Genomic DNA, 18253 nt, shown 5'->3' on the forward strand with positions numbered 1-18253 from the left:
GGATAAGAATAGCGCTATCGTCGGCGACAGAGTAGCGGTGGTCGCTTCCCCTGAGTCTCCACGAGGCCAGGGCACCCTCCTCGCCTTCCTCGGCGTACTCGCCTTCTCCGGCTCCTTTCCCGCCACCGCCTACGCGATGCGCGGCTTCGACCCGTGGCTGGTCGCCATCGGCCGCGCCGTGATCGCCGGCGTCATAGCGCTCATCTGCCTCAAAGCCGCCCGTCTTCCCCTGCTCCCGCCCCGCCACCAGTGGCGCTCCTACGGGGCGATCTCGCTCGGTGTGGTCTTCGGGTTCCCCGTCTTCAGTGGCCTGGCGCTGGACCTCGGTGCCACCACCGCCCACTCCGCCGTGGTCATCGGCCTGCTCCCGGCCGCCACCGCCGTCTGCGCGGTCGTGCGCGCCGGCGAGCGCCCGCGCCCCCTGTTCTGGCTGGCCTGTGCGGCAGGCGCCATCGCCATCACCGCCTTCACCCTCACCCGTGGGCAGGGCACGGCCGCCTGGCCCGACGTCCTCCTGCTCGGCGCCCTGGTCTCGGCGGCCGTCGGCTACACCGAAGGCGCTCGGCTCTCCCGCGAGACGCCCGGCTGGCAGGTCATCTCCTACGCCCTCGTCCTCTCCCTGCCGCTCACGGTCCCGGTGACGGCCGTACTCGCCTTCACCACCCCGGTCCACCCGTCGCCCCAGGCGCTCGCCGGGTTCGCGTATGTGGGGGTGATCTCGATGTTTCTCGGGTTCGTCCCTTGGTACGCCGGTCTGGCCAGGGGCGGCATCGCCAGGGCGGGGCAGACGCAGCTCACGCAGCCGCTGTTGACGCTCACCTGGGCTTGGGTGCTGCTGGGGGAGAGGTACGGTCCGGCGACTGTGGCGGCCGCGGTGGCCGTACTCGTGTGTGTGGCTGTCACTCAACGCACGCGTACTTGAGGGCGGTGTTGTCACGCAATGCACGCGTACTTGAGGGCGGTGCTCTGTGTCTGGCCGTCGCCATGACGCGCCAATCGTTGACGGCGGGTGACGGGCGTATGGTCGAGCGCGCGGGCACCGTCGGCGCGATGCGCCCACCTTCGGGGCAGGAGGCGGGAGGCTTGAAAGACATGACGTCGCCCCGCAGGACAGGAGGCGGGAGGCGTACTTGAAAGACGTGACGCCGCCCCGCAGGATAGGAGGCGGAGGTGTCACACATGGCAGACCTCACCATTCCCGAAGGCGGCTTCTGGCCGGCCCCGGAGATCCCGCAGCCGAACATCTACCCGATGGAGTGGCGGGTCGAGACGGCCAAGCTCGCGGCGATCTACGAGAAATCCAAACGGACGGTCTGGAACCCGGCCGACCTGCCCTGGGACGGGCTGAACCCGGACGACTTCACCCGTGAGCAGCGTCTCGGGATCATGTACTGGTTCGCCGTGCTGGCCAACTTCGACGCCTCGGGGCCGGCGGTGTTCGCCCGCGCCACCATTCAGGCGTTCGAGAAGCACGAGGAGGATCCGGTCCGGAAGTGCTTCTTCTCGATCACCCGCGACGAGATGAACCACGAGGAGTGCTGCCAGCGGACCATCGCCAAGCTCTGGCCCGGCGGCCCCCTCGACTGGACCCCGTCCGACGACCTGGAGAAGGCCGCCCACAACAACATCGGCTGGCTCTATCACAACGGTGGCCGCTACTGGACCGGCTACAACGTGGCCGTGGGCAAGTACACGCTGCCCGTGCTCTTCACCAGCTTCATGATGGGCGAGATGGCCGCCTCGACCCTGTTCAGGGGCATGGCCTCGGGCACGGAGCATCCCGTCTTCGGCGAGATGTTCCAGCGCATCGGCCGCGACGAGTCCCGACATCTCCAGATTTGCATGGTCATTCTGGAGAACGAGTGGCCCGGCCTGACCGACGAGACCCGCTCCCTCATCACCCGCCAACTCCGAGCCGGTTTCGTCTTCCTGTCCATGATCCTCTGGGAGCCGCCGGAGGGCTTCTGGGAGCTGCCGCCGTACTTCCTGGCCAATCACCGCGTCCTGATGGACCATGCCAGGCAGGCCGGGCTGGGCGTTCTCTCCTTTGAGGAGCAGGCGGAGAACTGGCGGCTCGCCATGGCCCGCATCCGCGCCATCGTCGAACGCTGGGGCATCGCCTTCCCCGCCATCCCCGAACTCGACCTGGAGGGCGTACAGGTCGACTTCATCGATCCCGAGGAGATCATCCCGGTCTTCTGAGAAGACGCCGCCACCGCAGCTGACGTCGACCGGATCATCCCGGCTTTTGAGGAGACGGCGCTACCGCAGCCGACGTCGGCCGGATCATCGGCGCGGGTTGCGGCGACCGTTACGATCCGTTGCATGTGGGGACGCATCGATGGGTTCCGTGTGGTCGAACTCGGCATGCCTGGCGAGCAACGCACCTGGCTGACCGATCTGGTCCTGTCCGGTGCCAAGACGGCCACGGCGGGCCTGCTGGAACTCGACTACGAGGCCGAGGACGAGCCACTGGAACACGTCGGCGAGCGCCTGGTGCTCGTGGACGACGAGGGCTCACGGGCGGCTCTGCTTGAGGTGGTGGGGGTGGAGCAGGTGCCGTTCGGGGCGGTGAGCTGGGAGTTCGCGCAGGCGGAGGGGGAGGGATTTCGCTCTGTCGAGCACTGGCGTGAGGTTCACGGACGGTACTGGGCCGGCCTCGGGCGCGAGGTGACCGACTCGTCGACGGTCGTCTGCCTGACCTTCCGCCTTCTTACCCCTTAGGCCAGAGCTCTTCTGGTGCGACGTAGCTCCCGCGTTGAGGGACCGTGTAGATCCACCCTTGCGCGCGCAGCAATGCCATGGCTCGCCGGACAGTCTCGCGTGCTACATCATGCTGCTGCAGTAGAGCCGTCTCCCCGGGGATCGGCCGTCTCGGGCGTAGCTCTCCGGCCATGATGCGCTGCGCAAGCTCAGCAGCTATGTGCTGATATAGCGGGATTTTGTGGGACACGCGAGGTGCCTCGTTGAGCGCGCCGACGAACGTTCCCTCGCCTTGAACGGTATGAATGAGTCCCTCGTCGCGAAGTACCCGGATCGCCCTGCGCGCGGTGGTGCGGGCCACGCCGAATTCGCGCTGAATTTCCGCCTCGCTTGCCACGGGGTCGCCAGGCGAAAGCGTGGCGACGCGCGAGCGGATGATCTCGCTGATCTGCTGATAAGGGTGAGTGTCACCCTCACGGTCGAGCATGTTGCCAAGGGTATACATCGCCTGGACAATAGGTGGCGAGTTATTGACCCTCGATCGGCCATTCCTTCGGATCAGAAACGAAAGTGCCGCGATAAGGAACGGTGAAAACCCAGCCCTGCTCCCTGAGGTGCGCCACAGCCTGGCGTGCCGTTACCTTGGCCACGCTGTACTGCTGCATCATGGCCTTCTCGCCGGGAATCGCTTTGTTGGGCGCTATTTCGCCCTGCCGGATCCGTTCGGCGATCTCTTCGGCGATTTTTTGATAAATCGGTATGGTTCGGGACGCGCGTGGGGTGCCAGGCGGCCCAACAAATGTGCCTTCGCCTTGAATTGTGTACGCCATGCCCTGCTCGCGGAGCTCGCGCGCCACGCGCCTGGCCGTGGTCCTCGCTATCGCGTAGTCCTTCTCGAGCTTGGCCTCGCTCGGTACGGGGTCGCCCGCCGCGAGCTCGCCACGCTCGATCTGATCGCAGATAAGGTCCGCGACCTGCTTGTAGATGGGGACGGGCCCGTCGCGATCTAGCACCCTCGGATTATAGACGAAACCATACATGCATCCTCAAAATGGACACGCTCATTGAGTATGTGGATACGTGCTAGACCAATGGATACGGCTGAGTTATAGTGGCCCCATGGCGTGGGAAGAAGGTGACCTCCACGGCCGCCATGTGGCAGCGGCCAGTCGCATGTCGGTGTCTATCGAGTGGGGGCCTGAAGGGTTCCGCACTCAACGGACGCGCGTGCGGGATCACACCTGCAACTGCCGGTCGGTGTTCTATGAGCTGTGTCAGGCGGGCGGTCAGCGTTACATCCGCAGGACGACGAGAAAGGGTGGGCGAGTGGTGGTGGAGGAGAGCGTCCGAAGGAACGCCTCGCAAATGGACGCTCTGTGGTCCCTGCTGCTGCAGGGAGATGCTCGATGATCGCGAGACGCCGTCGGGGCATCCTCGGTCGTCCTGCCGCCCGGCTGCGTGGCATCCGTGATCGGGTGCGCTCAGCCTGTCCGTTCTCCCGGCAGACGTCATCCCAGGAACTCCGCGTCCTGCCGGGGCCCCACCCGTTCGCGCAGGTCCCCTTTCCGCGCCTGGGGCCTGCGACGACCTTCTGGTGGACCATTCCGCTGGAGTTGCGGAAGGCGGTGTGTTCGAGGGGCCGCTCGCGGAACGCCGCGGTTTCGGCGTACAGGCCGGCGCAGATCCGCCAGACCTTGCATGCGGGGACCTTGCATGTGCAGATACCGCTGTCCGCACTCAGATCGCCGGCGGCGCTGGTCGGTAGTCGCTTGCGATGCCCCTAGCGCTACGGACCGCACCTTGCTGTGCGCAGACGAGCGTGGCCGACTGCCACGGTCGCCCCCGCCTCGATCGGCTCCCGCGGCATTCGCGCCAGCCCTCGGCGGACCATCTTCACGCTGTCGTAGGTCTCGCGTGGGTCGGCGAAGATCTCGGTGGCCAGAGCGGTCAGCAGCCTCCGGCGTTGCGCGGTGGCCGAGGCCGGCCGATCGCGCCATTCGTGGTAGCCCGAGCGGGACACGCTCGGCCAGGCGCACATGCGGGCGATCGGGTGATGGGCCTTCTCCGCGTCGATCAGCTCGTACCCGGCGAGCGTCATCGACTGTCCGCCGTGAAGAAGGCGGCTGCTTTTTCAAGAATGTCAGCTTCTGCGCAGTTCGGTGTTCTCCCGCTCCAGCTCCCGGATTCTGGCCCGGTCCGGCCCGGAGACAGGCTGCTGCTCGTCCTGGGCGCGCGATCCGATGCCGGTTCACCCAGCTGCCCAGGGTGCTGGCGTTGATCCCGAACTCGCGCGCCACACTCGGCGGGGTCGCGCTGGCCCCGCATCCCGCGTCTGATACGGGGCCAGCGACGAGGCAGCCGCCCTCTACAGTCGAGCGGCTGCGATTTCAGAGAGTCTTTGTGCACTACGGGTTCCCTGATCGCCGGTGATCGCAGTTCGCCGACGCTCCGAGAACCCGCGTGGGGGATGCTGAGCCTTTCCCACACGCCCGCTACTGGGTAGACCGCGCAGGGAGTCCGACCGTCCACGGTGTTACTGCGCTGGCGCGCGTAGTGGACGGACCCAGTAGCGGGTAGACGTGGTCCCATGCCCTCCGGGAGGCACGGGACCACGCTGGTGCGAGCGGTTGGCCGACTCACGTCAAGTCGACCTGCTCGCAGAGGTAGCGTCTCACGCTCTGCTGAGGGAAGCCTTGCCTTCAGAGCTATCAACGCAAACATGCCTTTCGCTGGGCTTGCGGTGGATCAGCACCCTAAGGGGTGCTCAGAACGCCGCATAAGGGCTCGGCGAGACGCGAGAGCGCGTCGAGCGAATGCGCAGCCACGGCGGCCGCCGGAGATGACGTCCCGCAGAGCGGCGTAGTTTCTCGGCCACTCGGCCCTGTTAATCCCTCGTAGGAGCCATACAGCGAGTTCGTGGATCCATTACTCAGTGGGACACCACGCGGCCGGACGATCCTGATAACAGCGAGAGAGACAGTGAAGCCTTCAGGGGTGACGGGGCCGGCCTCGATGATCTGGTGCTTGGGGAAAGGCCGAGAGCGGTCGGGGTTCGGCGGGCTGGAGCGCGCCTGGGGTTCGGCGGTCGATGACGTTCCGCAGAGCGATGTAGTTTCTCACCTGCTCAGCCCTGTTCGCCCACGTAGGAAACGCACAGCGAGATCGTCGATCCGCCATGGGACACCACCCAGGTTGCGTCGCCCGGGGGGTCGGGGTCACGTCGAGATCCGGTAGTACGGGTTCGGTGGTCGGCTCGGGGCCAGTGCCTCTCAAGGTGGACGGAGAGTGGCCCGGTCCCGGACCACCCTCCGCAGCGGTCAGAAGGGCACCCGACGCCATGCCGTTTCCGTGATGATCAGATGATCGAGGAATTGCAGCCCGACCGTCTTAGCAGCCGCGGCGAGACGCGCTGTAGCCAGCAGGTCCGCCTCGCTCGGATCGAGAGAGCCGCTCGGATGGTTGTGCGCGACCCCGAACGCCGCCCCACCAGCCGTGAGCACCGCAGTGATGATGTCCCGAACCGGCACTGTGGTGTGGTCGGAGCCACCCTCGGTCAACACCACCCGCCGCAACACGGCCCCCCGAACGTCGCATGCCAGCACGACCAGCCGCTCCCGGGAGTGGCCGCGGAGCAACGGAGCGACGACCGTCGCCAGGTCGGAAGTGCTGCTGATCTTGGTCCGCTCAGGATCTGTCTGCGCTCGCCGTACGAGATGGAAAGCCGCCGCCACCCGCGCCGCCTTGGCGGGCCCGACGCCAGGCACGGCGAGCAGGCGGTGCGGCTCGGATCGGGCCAGCCCGTCGAGATCGCCACAGTGCGCGATCACCTGGGCTGCCAGATCCATCGCGCTCGCCCCTCGAAAACCGGAACCGAGGAGCACGGCCAGCAGCTCCCGGTCGGCCAGGGCCGTGGCCCCGCTCGCCATCAGCCGCTCGCGTGGCCGCTCACGCAAGGGCAGGTCTTTGACTCGCATCCGCAACCTCCAGAACGGTTGTATCAACGAGCACTGACAACCTTGGCCTGGCCAGGAGGGATCGCCTGGAATATCGCGGGGTACGTCTTTTGAGCTTCGATCGGGCTGACTTTGCGGTCTCGGCTGGAGCGTCTCGGGAGTTGACTTTCGGATGTGATTCGATCAGTCCGTGAGGGTGATCGCGACCGCGTACGCCAACCCCCTCACAAGCCAGGTAGTGACCTTGTACGCCGGCCCTTTCACAATCCAGATCGCGCCCGCGTGCGGAGCCTCAGCAAACGGTGAGCCAGGCGCGGATTTCGTCCATGAGTGGGACGGGCGCGTCATGGTGGACCAGGTGACCGGCGGCGTCGATCAGCGAAAGCTCGGCCGTGGGGATCAGGCTGTGCAGTCGTCGGGCGATATCGGTGGGGATCCACGCGTCGCTGTTGCCCCACAGGATCCGCACGGGGATGCTGATGCGGCCCAGTTGTTCCTCGTTCTCTTCGAGGAAGCGTTCGTCATAGTGGGCGATCTGCCGGTAGAAGGCGGGCTGGCCTTCCTCTCCCGTCCACGGCTGCACCAGGGCGTCGAGGTCGTCGTCGCGCAGGCCGCGGTGGCTCGCGCCCTGAATGTAGGTACGGACGATGGCGGTATGGATGTAGGCCGGTAGCTGCGGCAGGACGTCAGGATGATCTTGTACGAACTTGAAGAAAGGCGAGCCGCTGGGCGGGATGGCCACGACGTCGACGAGTATGAGGGAGGCGTAATCGACGCCAAGGATCAGGTGCGTGCGCAGGGATACGGCGCCGCCGAAGTCGTGGGCGATCACATGTGGCCGGTCCAACCCCCAGTGCGTGAGCAGCGCCGCGAACGCATCGGCCTGCGCGCCGAAATCCACGGGATGATCGGCGTGCTTGGAGGACCGGCCATATCCGGGCATGTCCCACAAGTAGACGGTGAAGTCGCGGCTCAAGGCCTCCGCGAACGGCTGCCACAACACTGATGAGAACGGCGTGCCATGACAGAACACCACAGCCGGACCAGCGCCCGCGCGTCCCCAGGCGATCTGCCTCCCATGCCACTCGAATCGCTCCGTAAGCTCCATGCTCACTCATGGTAGTAAGCCGTCCTCAGTGGGCCGGTGCATCACATCGAAAGTCAACCCCGAGAGACTTCCAGGTGAGACCGCTTAGCTTGATGTTGTTTCGGCCGGGCTGAAGCCCATGTGGCGGCGCTGGACAAAGGCGCTCGCCGGTTCGGATGGTGCTCCGTGAGTGGTTGAGCCTCGATCTAGTAGCAGGCCGCTGACCTGGCCGTATAGGGCCGAGTGGGGGGAGGAGGAACGCCGCTTGCCAGGCCGTGTGCGGCCGATCGGACGAGGAGGAACGCCGCTGACCTGGCCGTATAGGGCCGAGTGGGGGGAGGAGGAACGCCGCTTGCCAGGCCGTGTGCGGCCGATCGGACGAGGAGGAACGCCGTCCGGGATGACGTTCCAGCGCGTGGGCGTGCCAGCGTGTGGACGTCCCAGCGAGTGGACGTTCCAGCGCGTCGTGGAATTGCGTCCCTGGGTGGAAGATCTATGGCGTCGTCCAGATCACGTTCCGTTGGTCTCGATGATCGCCTTATGGGGTTCATCGCCTACTCCGGGGATCACCAACGTCTCACGGACGCACGACCGGTGGGGCGCCATCGGATTGCCGGTGCTGGAGCTGATCATCGTTCGATGCCCTCGCTGCTCGCGAAGGTCGCCGGAATTCCACCGCTTTGGTGGCGCGATCAGCCGCGCCGCGCGCCAGGAGTGGACCCGGTGGTGAGTCGTCGACGCTGTGCGGACGGGTCGGCCGTTGCCGCCACGAAGGCTAAGCCCCGGTGGTCATCCGGCTGAGCTCCAGGCCGAAGAGGCGGGTATCGGCCCGGAGCTCTCAGATTCGGTCAAACAGGCATGCTGTACATGATCCGGAAGCGGTCTCCCGGAATAACGATGTCGCTGGTCTCCACTGGGCGGTCGCCTGCCCAATGGGTGCGTTCCACGTGCAGGACGTGGATGCCCGCCGGCAGATCGAGGGCGTCGCTCTCCGCGGGGCGGGGCACGCGGGTGTGCACGCTTTCGACGATCTCCGTGATCTTTATCCCGTGCGCGTACACTCTGGCGACCAAGCTGCGCCGTTCCTCCTCCGTGTGGGCGGCGAACTCCAGTGGCTCGTACGAGGTGGCGAGCTGGAGCGGCCGGCCATCGCCGCGGAAGACGTAGTGCGTCCTCGTCAGGGTGGTCGATTCGTCGAGCCGCAGCCGTCTGGCGATGTCGGGTCCGGCTTCGGCGGGCTCGCTGTGCCAGTCCCAGGTCACGCGCCGGCCCTGGGACTGCAGGTCGGCGGCGAACGGGGCGGGATGATCAAGGAAGCGCCATCGGTGCAATGGGGAAAGGTCTGGGCGTTCTCTGACGTAATGACCCGATCCCACGCGGCCGATGATGAGACCTTCGCTCGCCAGCACGCGCAGGGCGTGGCGGGCTGCGGTCTCGCCGACCTGGTACTTGCGGGTCAGTTGCGCCCGTGAGGGAATGGGTGCACCGGGGGGAAGGGTGCCGTCGGTGATCTGTCGCCGAATGTCTTCGACGACACGCAGGTAGACCGGATCTGAGGTGGCCACTAGTCCATCCCTGGGGGTTCGTGTGAGGCGTTGCCCTATGTTGCCGTATTCGACAGGTAACCGACCGTCATCGAGGTCACTTGGAGCCCCAACTTTGCGGCGGCAGAAAATTATCAAAGAAACCCTGTAACGCCGATGTAAGAGTGGCCGATTCTTCGGTAGAGGTCGTCGATGTGTGTACCCCCGAGCACATATCGGCGGCCTCTTCCCATGCGCGGCGCGAAGTCCCTCGCGGGGACGGTGCTCCTCGTCGGTGGTGGTTCGCCAGATATGTACGACATGTCGGTGAACGTCAGGCGTCTGTGCACGGCATGTCAAGCTGCGGTCATAGGGCCAGCGCGTGACTTCGGATGGCATCCAGTGATCACTGCGAGCGGTGAGCGGATGATCCGGTGCCGGAGCCGCGGCCCGGCTCGAAGGGGCGTCCGGTGGCCGGGAGCGGCACGCTAGGACGTGTCGAGTGCCGCCGGACACGCCCTGAGATGCCGGGGAACGGCATGACAATACGCGGCCCCAGGCAGGCAAAGCGGGGTGGCGGCGTCCACCGCTTTTGCGAATCCAGGTAGCGTTCGCACTATGGCTTCGCCAACTGGAACCACCGACGCGCCCTTCGGCCGTATGTTGACCGCCATGGTCACGCCGTTCACACCTGACGGTGCGGTCGATTACGACGCCGTGCGGCGCCTGGCCACCTATCTGGTGGATGAGCAGCGCAACGACGGCCTGATCGTCAGCGGGACGACCGGCGAGTCGCCCACCACCTCCGACGAGGAGAAGGAGCGCATTCTGCGCACCGTTCTCGAGACGGTGGGTGATCGGGCAACGGTGGTGGCCGGGGCGGGCACCAATGACACCCACCACAGCATCTCGCTCGCGAAGACCGCGGCCCGCGCGGGTGCTCACGGGTTGCTCGTAGTGACGCCGTACTACAGCAAGCCCCCACAAGAGGGCCTGTATCAGCACTTTGCCGCTGTGGCCGACGCAACCAGCCTTCCGGTGATGCTCTATGACATCCCCGGGCGGAGCGGCGTGCCCATCAAGATCGAAACCCTGATCCGGCTCGCACAGCACGAACGCATCGTGGCCGTGAAGGACGCCAAGGGCGATCTGTTCCTCGGCAGCCAGATCATGGCGATGACCGATCTCGCCTTCTATTCGGGCGATGATCTGCTCAACCTGCCCTGGCTCTCGGTTGGCGCGGCCGGGTTCGTCAGCGTTGTCGGCCACGTGGTCGGCGCCGACCTGGCTCGCATGATCGACTTGTACAGGAACGGCGACGTCGTTCAAGCACTTGCGGTGCACCGCCAACTGGCGCCCGTGGTTGAAGGGATCATGATGAGCGCTGGCGGCGCGATCATGGCCAAGGCGGCACTGGGCATGGTAGGAGTGCCGGTCGGACCAGTGCGGCTGCCGTTGGTGGCCGCGACAGAGAAGCAGATCGCCGAGCTGCGTGCTTGCCTGGTAGCCGGCGGGGTGAAGTTGACAGACGCATAGGAACGGGGAGGAACCGGGAGTTTTGAGAACACGATTTGACCATGGGGGCCGGCTATGAGCCATCCACATCCGGAGCTTGGCCCCCCGCCGGCGCTGCCGGAGGGCGGCCTGCGCATTGTCGCGCTGGGCGGGCTGGGTGAAATCGGCAGGAACATGGCCGTCTTCGAATACGACGGCCGATTGCTGATCGTCGACTGCGGGGTGCTTTTCCCCGAGCCGGACCAGCCGGGCATCGACCTGATCCTGCCTGACTTCGAATACATCAGGGACCGGCTCGACGATGTCGAGGCCGTGGTCCTGACCCACGCGCACGAAGACCACATCGGGGCCGTGCCGTATCTGCTTCGCGAGCGGCGCAACATCCCGCTCATCGGATCCAAGCTGACCCTGGCCTTCATCGAGGCCAAGCTCACCGAGCATCGGATCCAGCCGACCAAGATCGAGGTGGTCGAGGGCGAACGGCACAGGTTCGGGCCGTTCGACTGCGAGTTCTTGGCGGTCAACCACTCGATCCCGGACGCGCTGGCGGTGGCCATCAGGACACCCGCCGGCATCGTGCTGCATACCGGCGACTTCCGCATGGACCAGTTGCCGAGCGACGGCCGCCTCACCGACCTCGGTGGGTTCGCCCGTCTTGGTACCGAGGGCGTCGATCTGCTGATGTCCGACTCGACCAACGCTGAAGTGCCCGGGTTCGTCACCAGCGAACGGGAGATCGGCCCGGTCATCGACGAGGTGATCCGTACCTCGGAGCAGCGGGTCATCGTGGCCAGCTTCGCGTCGCACGTACACCGCATCCAGCAGGTCATGGATGCGGCGTCCAGGCACAATCGCAAGGTCGCCATGGTCGGGCGCTCGATGCTGCGCAACATGGGCGTGGCCCGCGATCTCGGTTATCTCAAGGTGCCGCCGGGGCTGATCGTCGACTCGCGCGACATCGAGGAATGGCCGCCGGAAGACGTGGTGCTCGTCTGCACGGGTTCGCAGGGCGAGCCGATGGCGGCGCTGTCGAGGATGGCCAACCGGGATCACCCGATTCGCATCGCCGAGGGTGACACCGTCTTGCTGGCGTCGTCGCTGGTGCCGGGCAACGAGACCGCCGTCAACAAGGTGATCAACGGCCTCACCCGCTGGGGCGCCCGAGTCGTGCACAAGGGCAACGCCAAGGTGCATGTCTCCGGACATGCGGCCGCCGGCGAGCTGCTCTACGTGCTGAACCTGACCCGCCCGTCGAACTTCATGCCCGTCCACGGCGAATGGCGGCACCTGCGCGCGCACGCCAAGCTCGCCGCGCTCACCGGCGTGCCCGACGATCACATCGTGATCGCGGAGGACGGCGTCGTGGTCGACCTGGTCGACGGCAGAGCCAAGATCGTCGGTGCGGTCCATGCCGGGTACGTCTACGTCGATGGCTCATCCGTCGGCGAGATTACCGACACCTCCTTGAAGGACCGCAGGATCCTCGGCGACGAGGGCTTCATCTCTGTCGTCGTCGTGGTCGACTCCAGCACCGGCAAACTCACCGGAGGGCCGGAGATCCACGCGCGTGGCTCCGGCATCGACCCGGCGCAGTTCGAGCAGTTCATTCCGCAGATCGAGAAGGCGCTCGAGGAGAAGGCCGCCGACGGAGTCGTCGACATGCAGGAGATCCGCCGGGTGGTCCGCCGCACGGTCGGGCGCTGGGTGAGCGACACCTATCGCCGCCGTCCGATGATCATCCCCGTGGTGCTCGAGGTCTGACCTCCGTATGGGTACGGCAGGCATGCGCGCCTGCCGTACCTCTGGGAGCCGCATCGGAGCCTCTGGTTGTCGCTGACTCTGCGGCCCCGCCGACATCCGGGCCCCGAATCCCGGTTGCACCGACTCTCAGCGGTCCAGTGGACTCTGCCGGTACTTGGTGCCTCGGACATCCGGCGGTCCTGTGGACTCTGCCGATTCTCAGTGCCCGGACACTCGGCGATCCAGCTGACTTCCGCCGACTGCTGGGGGCTCCCGGTGACACCCGTGTCCTCGCCGACATTCCTCGGCGCCATCAAGACGGTTCGTCCTGCCGATGCTCCGCGCCCTTTGCACACTGAGGTGGTGTCTCGCCCAGTGGTGAATCACGGTCTCCTTTGCACACTGAGGTGGTGTCTCGCCCAGTGGTGAATCACGGTCTCCTTTGCACACTGAGGTGGTGTCCCGCTCAGCGGTGGATCAACGATCTCCTTGTGCGTTTCCTGCGCGGGCGAACAGGTTGAGTGGGTGAGAAACTACACCGCTCTGGTGGGCCTCATCCATGCTGAGTGTGTCGGCGGCTTAGGCATCCTTCCGGCGCATGAGCCATGTACCGACGAGCAATGGCAGCACAGCGTAGGCGATCAGCACCATGGCCGCAGCAACAGGAGAAAGCAGCGAGCCGTACACCGAGTGCGTGAGATCGTCGCCGGCAATCTCGCGCGGGAGCGCTCCGATCATCACCGAGCCGAGGCGTTCGCTCCAGGGCTCGGGCAGGTTGCCCACGACTATTGGGATCACGTACACGAGGCCCACGAGGATCGTGATCGCTCCCGCCGTGGAGCGTAAGGTGGCGCCCAGTCCCAGCCCGAGCAGCGCGAATACCGCCACCGTAAGGCTCGACGTAATAAGCGTCGGCAGTCTGTCGAGGAAGGGGATCGTGTAGGAGCCGCCGAAGCGGTCGCCAATCATCCAACGGGCAGCGACGTATGTCCCGAACACCACCATCGGGCCGGTGACCAGACCGAGTAGACCGACAATCGCCGACTTTCCCGCGAGGACCGGCCAGCGTCTCGGCACAATAGCGAGACTTGTTTTGATCAGTCCTGTTGCGTATTCGGACGTGATCGTGAGGACGCCGAGGACGCCCATGCAGAGCTGTGGCACCATCAGCACCACTTCCTCCAGATCCGCGATGGCGGCATGAGCCTGCTGCGCCGGGGTGGCGTTGTCGTACGTCCCGACCGCCGCCCAGGCGACCGCTACGCCCAGCAGAATGCCGCCCAAACTCAGCCCCAGCATCAGATAGCTGGAGCGAACGGTGCGGACCTTCAGCCACTCCGATGCCAGCACACTCACGCGTCTCTCCTTTTGAACAGATAGAACCCCGCCGCGAGTGCGACGATCGCGTAGGCGGCGAGCACCACGAGCGCGGCCCAGGGAGGTAGGAAACCGTCGCCCAGCCGCCTGGAAAGCCGCTGGTCGGCGATCTGAGGCACGAGGTTGGGCAACATGAGGGCGGCCACGCGGGTGTTCCACGGGGCTGGCAGGTAATTGGCGATGCCGGGCAGGACGAACAGTAGCGACACGACCGAAACGATCGCCGCCGCCGTGGATCGAGTGGCTACGCCCAAGCCGAGGCCCACCAATGCGAGCACGGTCACCGACAGCCCAGAGGCGAGCAGCATCGGCAGGTCGCTGGCCAGAGAGGACTCGTTGAACTGCAAGTGGCGCTCGCCCGCTATGAGGCGGCTCGTCACGTACGTGAGGATAATGATCGAGTTGGCGGCGACGAAGGTGACGGCGGCGACCACCCCCGCCTTGGCCAGCAGTAAGGTCCCTCTCTTGGGAACGACTGTGAGACTTGTGCGGATCATGCCGCTGGTCTGCTCCGCAGTGATGGCCAGCACGCCGAGGACAGCCAGGCTGATTTGGATCAGTGGCAGGAAGCCCTGTTCGGGGGCCGCCGCTCGCAGTGATCCGCGTTCATCCGCCAGGCCGCTGACGTAGAAAGACCAGATCATGCCGAGGACCACCGTGAGCGCAGCCACTCCGAGTGCGTGATAGGTCGAGGTGACCGAGCGCAGCTTCAGCCATTCGGAAGACAGGATCGTTCTCATCGTGCGGCTCCGTATTCCACGCTGCTCGCCGTCAGAGCAAGGTAGGCGTCTTCGAGCGACGGGTAGCGCTCAGTGAGCTCCGCCACGGTGGCTTCCATGATCAGCTTGCCTCGGCCAAGGATGATGATGCGCTCGGCCGTCAGCGCCATCTCGCTCATCAGGTGGCTGGAGAGCAGGATGGTCCTGCCTTCCTTGGCCAAGGAGCGCATTAAGTCGCGAATCCAGCGCACCCCGTCGGGATCGAGTCCATTGACCGGTTCGTCGAACATCAGCGTGCCCGGGTCGCCGAGCAGGGCGGCCGCGATGCCGAGGCGCTGTTTCATGCCGAGTGAGAAGCCGCCCACCCGCTTGCGTGCCACCCCGGCCAGGCCCACCTGTTCGAGAACCTCGGCGACTCGCTTCGGACTGATGTCATTGGTGCGCGCCAGGCACAAGAGATGGTCGTAGGCCCTGCGCCCGCCGTGCACGGCGCTCGCGTCCAGTAGCGCGCCCACCTCACGCATGGGCCTGCTCAGCGAGGTGTATCGTTGCCCGTTGACGAGTGCCTGGCCCGAGGTGGCGGAGTCGAGACCGAGGATCAGGCGCATCGTGGTGGATTTGCCGGCACCGTTGGGGCCCAGGAATCCGGTCACGTGGCCGGGCTCTATGTTGAAGGACAGATTGTCGACGGCGAGCGTGTCGCCGTAGCGTTTGGTCAGGCGGTTGAGTTCGATCACGCGGTAAAGAATGAGGTACGGCGGGCGCTCGCCGCATCGGACCACGGTCCGAACCTCAAGGTCAGACCTCAGTCTGACGTGCAGGCCCACCCTCAACCACTACGGTCAACGCGTGAACGAATCCCCCTCCCTCTTCACCGCTCGCTTGAGCCGTCGCCAGCTGATCGGGCTGGACTTGCTGGCAGGGTTGGGCTTCTGTCTCATGTTCCTCACGGCGACGACGAGTGGGTGGGCGCTGCCGCCGTGGGCGAGGCTGGCTCTTATCCTGGGGCTGGGTTTGCCGCTGGCGATGCGCAGAGTGTGGCCCTTGCCCGTCTTCTGCTTCGTGCTGACAGTCTCCATCGTGGTTGCCGCGGTGTTAGGGGTCTCATCCGCTTATATCTCGCCGGCCTACGCGCTCTATGTCGTCGCCCTGGCCGATGCCCGGGGGGCGTGGGTTCCGACCTCGGCGATCGGTGTGCTCACCCTGGTCACGTTGGTCGGAATGGTGGTCGCCGGCGGTGTGCCGCAGCCGGAGGGCCCCGCGTGGCTGACGAATCTCGATCAGCCGCTCATCGGCATCGCCGCACTTGGCGGCGCGTGGACGGTCGGGCGAGCCGTACGAGAACGAAGACACTATGCGGCGCGCGATGCCGAGCGCCTGGCTGGACAGGCCGTGGCGGAGGAGCGGTTGCGCATCGCCCGTGAGTTGCACGATGTCGTCGCGCACAGCGTGGGATTGATCGCGGTCAAGGCGGGTGTGGCCAATCATGTGATGGCCACCCGACCGGAAGAGGCACACGATGCGCTGCGGGTGATCGAGACCGCCAGCCGGAGCGCGCTCGTCGAGATGCGCCATTTGCTCGGCGTCCTCCGCTCAGATGAGACGCCTGACCGTGGCCCCGCACCGGACCTCAGCGGCCTCCCGCGGCTGGCCGAGCAGGCCAGATTGGCGGGCGTGGAGGTAGAACTGGACCTCCGGTTGGCGACCGGTGGAGGCCGGAACAGTGGAGAAGATGTCGCACCGCATTCGCGGGCTTTTCACAAGGACGACAAGGGCAATCGCGCGGCTGGGTCTAGTACCAATCGCGTAGACCGGGACAGTGCGGCTATGGAGGGTGCCGCCGTTGCGACCAGGGACGGCGGGAGAGACCAGGGGTGGGTTGGTGACCGGACTGATACCCGGGGCGGTACCAGCCAGAGGGTCCAGGGTGGGGCTGGTCTGGGCTTCCAGGGTGGGGTCGGTCAAACGGGCCGGGACGGCATCGGCCCGAGGCTCCAGAGCGGGGCTGTTCAGGGCTTCCAGGATGGGACCGGTCAAACGGCCCATGGTGGTACCGACCAGGGGGATCAGGGTGAGACTGGCCAGTGGAGCCAGGACGGGGCCGCTCAACGGGCCCAAGAGGGGACAGGTCAACAGGCCCAGGACAGGGCAGGCCGACGGGTCCACGACAGAGCCGGCCAGGGGGCCCGGGACGAGGGCGAGAGCGGCCTAGGCATGGGCGAAGGAGAAGATGGCTCGCGGCTCGGGGTGGGGCTGCCTGAGGGGGTGGAGTTGTCGGTCTATCGGATCGTCCAGGAGGCACTCACCAATGTGGTGAAGCATGCGGCACCAGCCCGGTGCCGGATTTCGGTGGTGGCCGACGTGATGGAGGTGCGGATCGAGGTGATCGATGACGGTCCTGGCCGTCGCACACTGCCGGTGGAGGGAACGGGACACGGACTGATCGGAATGCGGGAGCGGGTCATGATGTACGACGGGGTGTTCGAGGCGGGACGCCTACCTGGACGAGGGTTTCGGGTGTCGGCCCGGTTGCCTTATGGGGGCACTTCGTGATCCGTGTTCTTGTCGCCGATGACCAGGCGCTGCTCAGGGGGAGCTTCAAGGTGTTGGTCGACTCGGAGCCCGATCTGACGGTTGTGGGGGAGGCCGCGACGGGAGCCGAGGCGGTGGCCGTTGCTCTGGAGGAGCGGCCTGATGTGGTCCTTATGGACGTGCGCATGCCGGAAATGGATGGCATCGAGGCCACCAGGCGGATCGGTGATGTGGCTCGGGTCCTGATCGTGACCATGTTCGACCTCGACGCCTATGTTTACGACGCACTCCGTGCTGGAGCCAGTGGGTTCCTGCTTAAGGACACCCCGCCGGCCGAGCTGGTCGCCGCCATTCGGGTGGTCGCGGCTGGTGAGGCGTTGCTGGCTCCGAGGGTGACGCGCAGGCTGATCGAGGAGTTCGCCCGCACGCCTGCGTCACTACAGATCAAGGGGCTGCATGGCGTTACGGAGCGGGAACGGGAGGTTCTCATCCTGATCGCTCGAGGTCTCTCCAACAACGAGATCGCCGCCCATCTTCACCTCAGCCTCGCCACGGTCAAGACCCACATCGGGCGGCTCCTGGCCAAGCTCGATGCTCGGGACCGGGCACAGCTTGTCATCGTGGCGTACGAGAGTGGGCTCGTTTCACCGGTTCGTTGATCAGACAGTTGGTTCGTTCGTCGGCGGGTTAGGAGTGCGGACAGGGCCGGGGGCGTTGGTTGGCGGGCTAGAGAGTGCAGGTGACATCGGGGTGTTGGGACCTCAATGAGTGGGCGGCGCGGAAGGGTCGATGGGTGCTGGATGTTGTCGGTGGGCTAGGGAGTGCGTGGGGTGAGGCTATTACTGGGTGAGCTGGGGCGGAAGGCCCGGGAGTATTGGTCGGCGGGCTAGGTAGTCCGGGGTGAGGTCGCGGACGAGCGCTGGGATGCGGTGCAGTGAAGGCTGTTGGTCGGCGGGTTCGGGAGCGCGAGTGAGGTTGGGGATGGAGCGCTGGGGTGTGGTGCGGTCAGGGCTGTTGGTCGGCGGGTTCGGGAGCGCGAGTGAGGTTGGGGATGGAGCGCTGGGGTGTGGTGCGGTCAGGGCTGTTGGTCGGCGGGTTCGGGAG

At 66.0% G+C, this 18253-nt stretch carries 15 protein-coding genes and 1 pseudogene; 7 read left to right on the forward strand and 9 right to left on the reverse strand.

All coding sequences use genetic code 11. From position 1 onward, the window contains the following. Positions 1-37: 37 nt before the first annotated feature. The 3 genes from ACIBO2_RS39075 to ACIBO2_RS39085 all read left to right on the forward strand — a co-directional run bounded on the left by ACIBO2_RS39075 (position 38) and on the right by ACIBO2_RS39085 (position 2724). On the forward strand, positions 38-922 hold the full coding sequence (locus tag ACIBO2_RS39075; protein ID WP_358535272.1) for a DMT family transporter: 885 nt from the start codon (positions 38-40) through the stop codon (positions 920-922). Positions 923-1179: 257 nt separating this feature from the next. Continuing rightward, the gene (locus ACIBO2_RS39080; protein ID WP_358535274.1) at positions 1180-2202 is read left to right on the forward strand and encodes a hypothetical protein; all 1023 of its coding nucleotides are present in this window, start codon (positions 1180-1182) and stop codon (positions 2200-2202) included. 123 nt (positions 2203-2325) lie between these two features. Next, positions 2326-2724: an ASCH domain-containing protein gene (locus tag ACIBO2_RS39085; RefSeq protein WP_358535276.1), complete on the forward strand. Its 399-nt coding sequence runs from the start codon at positions 2326-2328 to the stop codon at positions 2722-2724. Here the strand turns inward: ACIBO2_RS39085 and ACIBO2_RS39090 are convergent. The 6 genes from ACIBO2_RS39090 to ACIBO2_RS39115 all read right to left on the reverse strand — a co-directional run bounded on the left by ACIBO2_RS39090 (position 2714) and on the right by ACIBO2_RS39115 (position 9308). Then, on the reverse strand, positions 2714-3190 hold the full coding sequence (locus ACIBO2_RS39090; protein WP_358535278.1) for a GntR family transcriptional regulator: 477 nt from the start codon (positions 3188-3190) through the stop codon (positions 2714-2716). The two genes, ACIBO2_RS39085 and ACIBO2_RS39090, sit on opposite strands and share 11 nt — an antisense overlap. Before the next feature lie 40 nt (positions 3191-3230). Next, entirely contained in the window at positions 3231-3716 is a 486-nt protein-coding gene (locus tag ACIBO2_RS39095; RefSeq protein ID WP_358535280.1) for a GntR family transcriptional regulator, read from the reverse strand. Positions 3717-4489: 773 nt separating this feature from the next. Continuing rightward, positions 4490-4801: a hypothetical protein gene (locus ACIBO2_RS39100; protein ID WP_358535282.1), complete on the reverse strand. Its 312-nt coding sequence runs from the start codon at positions 4799-4801 to the stop codon at positions 4490-4492. A gap of 1219 nt (positions 4802-6020) precedes the next feature. After that, positions 6021-6677, reverse strand: coding sequence for a DNA repair protein RadC (locus tag ACIBO2_RS39105; protein WP_358535284.1), 657 nt, complete (start codon positions 6675-6677; stop codon positions 6021-6023). A gap of 271 nt (positions 6678-6948) precedes the next feature. Further along, the gene (locus ACIBO2_RS39110; protein ID WP_397303544.1) at positions 6949-7764 is read right to left on the reverse strand and encodes an alpha/beta fold hydrolase; all 816 of its coding nucleotides are present in this window, start codon (positions 7762-7764) and stop codon (positions 6949-6951) included. 827 nt (positions 7765-8591) lie between these two features. Then, on the reverse strand, positions 8592-9308 hold the full coding sequence (locus tag ACIBO2_RS39115) for a GntR family transcriptional regulator (RefSeq protein ID WP_225299458.1): 717 nt from the start codon (positions 9306-9308) through the stop codon (positions 8592-8594). Positions 9309-9884: 576 nt separating this feature from the next. Here ACIBO2_RS39115 and dapA point away from each other — a divergent pair. Beyond that, positions 9885-10802: a 4-hydroxy-tetrahydrodipicolinate synthase gene (gene dapA / locus ACIBO2_RS39120; protein WP_358535288.1), complete on the forward strand. Its 918-nt coding sequence runs from the start codon at positions 9885-9887 to the stop codon at positions 10800-10802. 54 nt (positions 10803-10856) lie between these two features. After that, entirely contained in the window at positions 10857-12542 is a 1686-nt protein-coding gene (locus ACIBO2_RS39125) for a ribonuclease J (RefSeq protein WP_358535290.1), read from the forward strand. A gap of 558 nt (positions 12543-13100) precedes the next feature. On the opposite strand, the gene ACIBO2_RS39130 is transcribed toward ACIBO2_RS39125, so the two are convergent. The 3 genes and pseudogenes from ACIBO2_RS39130 to ACIBO2_RS39140 all read right to left on the reverse strand — a co-directional run. Then, positions 13101-13877, reverse strand: a complete 777-nt coding sequence (locus tag ACIBO2_RS39130) for an ABC transporter permease subunit (RefSeq protein WP_358535292.1) — start codon at positions 13875-13877, stop codon at positions 13101-13103. After that, positions 13874-14638: an ABC transporter permease subunit gene (locus tag ACIBO2_RS39135; protein WP_358535294.1), complete on the reverse strand. Its 765-nt coding sequence runs from the start codon at positions 14636-14638 to the stop codon at positions 13874-13876. Before ACIBO2_RS39135 ends, ACIBO2_RS39130 begins: the two co-directional genes overlap by 4 nt. Before the next feature lie 62 nt (positions 14639-14700). Further along, a pseudogene (locus ACIBO2_RS39140) lies at positions 14701-15354 on the reverse strand (ABC transporter ATP-binding protein); the annotation flags it as partial. 112 nt (positions 15355-15466) lie between these two features. On the opposite strand from ACIBO2_RS39140, the gene ACIBO2_RS39145 reads away from it, so the two are divergent. Next, positions 15467-17170: a sensor histidine kinase gene (locus ACIBO2_RS39145; protein WP_397303550.1), complete on the forward strand. Its 1704-nt coding sequence runs from the start codon at positions 15467-15469 to the stop codon at positions 17168-17170. Further along, positions 17167-17808 (forward strand): response regulator transcription factor, encoded by a 642-nt coding sequence (locus tag ACIBO2_RS39150; RefSeq protein ID WP_358535298.1) that lies wholly within the window; start codon positions 17167-17169, stop codon positions 17806-17808. Before ACIBO2_RS39145 ends, ACIBO2_RS39150 begins: the two co-directional genes overlap by 4 nt. Positions 17809-18253: the final 445 nt, after the last annotated feature.

This window comes from Nonomuraea sp. NPDC050022, from assembly GCF_044460705.1.
GTDB lineage: Bacteria > Actinomycetota > Actinomycetes > Streptosporangiales > Streptosporangiaceae > Nonomuraea.

Coding starts and splice junctions, on each gene's coding strand:
- dapA (WP_358535288.1), top strand. CDS start 9,885: ATGGCTTCGCCAACTGGAACCACCGACGCGCCCTTCGGCCGTATGTTG.
- ACIBO2_RS39125 (WP_358535290.1), top strand. CDS start 10,857: ATGAGCCATCCACATCCGGAGCTTGGCCCCCCGCCGGCGCTGCCGGAG.
- ACIBO2_RS39085 (WP_358535276.1), top strand. CDS start 2,326: ATGTGGGGACGCATCGATGGGTTCCGTGTGGTCGAACTCGGCATGCCT.
- ACIBO2_RS39100 (WP_358535282.1), bottom strand. CDS start 4,801: ATGACGCTCGCCGGGTACGAGCTGATCGACGCGGAGAAGGCCCATCAC.
- ACIBO2_RS39080 (WP_358535274.1), top strand. CDS start 1,180: ATGGCAGACCTCACCATTCCCGAAGGCGGCTTCTGGCCGGCCCCGGAG.
- ACIBO2_RS39135 (WP_358535294.1), bottom strand. CDS start 14,638: ATGAGAACGATCCTGTCTTCCGAATGGCTGAAGCTGCGCTCGGTCACC.
- ACIBO2_RS39105 (WP_358535284.1), bottom strand. CDS start 6,677: ATGCGAGTCAAAGACCTGCCCTTGCGTGAGCGGCCACGCGAGCGGCTG.
- ACIBO2_RS39090 (WP_358535278.1), bottom strand. CDS start 3,190: ATGCTCGACCGTGAGGGTGACACTCACCCTTATCAGCAGATCAGCGAG.
- ACIBO2_RS39110 (WP_397303544.1), bottom strand. CDS start 7,764: ATGGAGCTTACGGAGCGATTCGAGTGGCATGGGAGGCAGATCGCCTGG.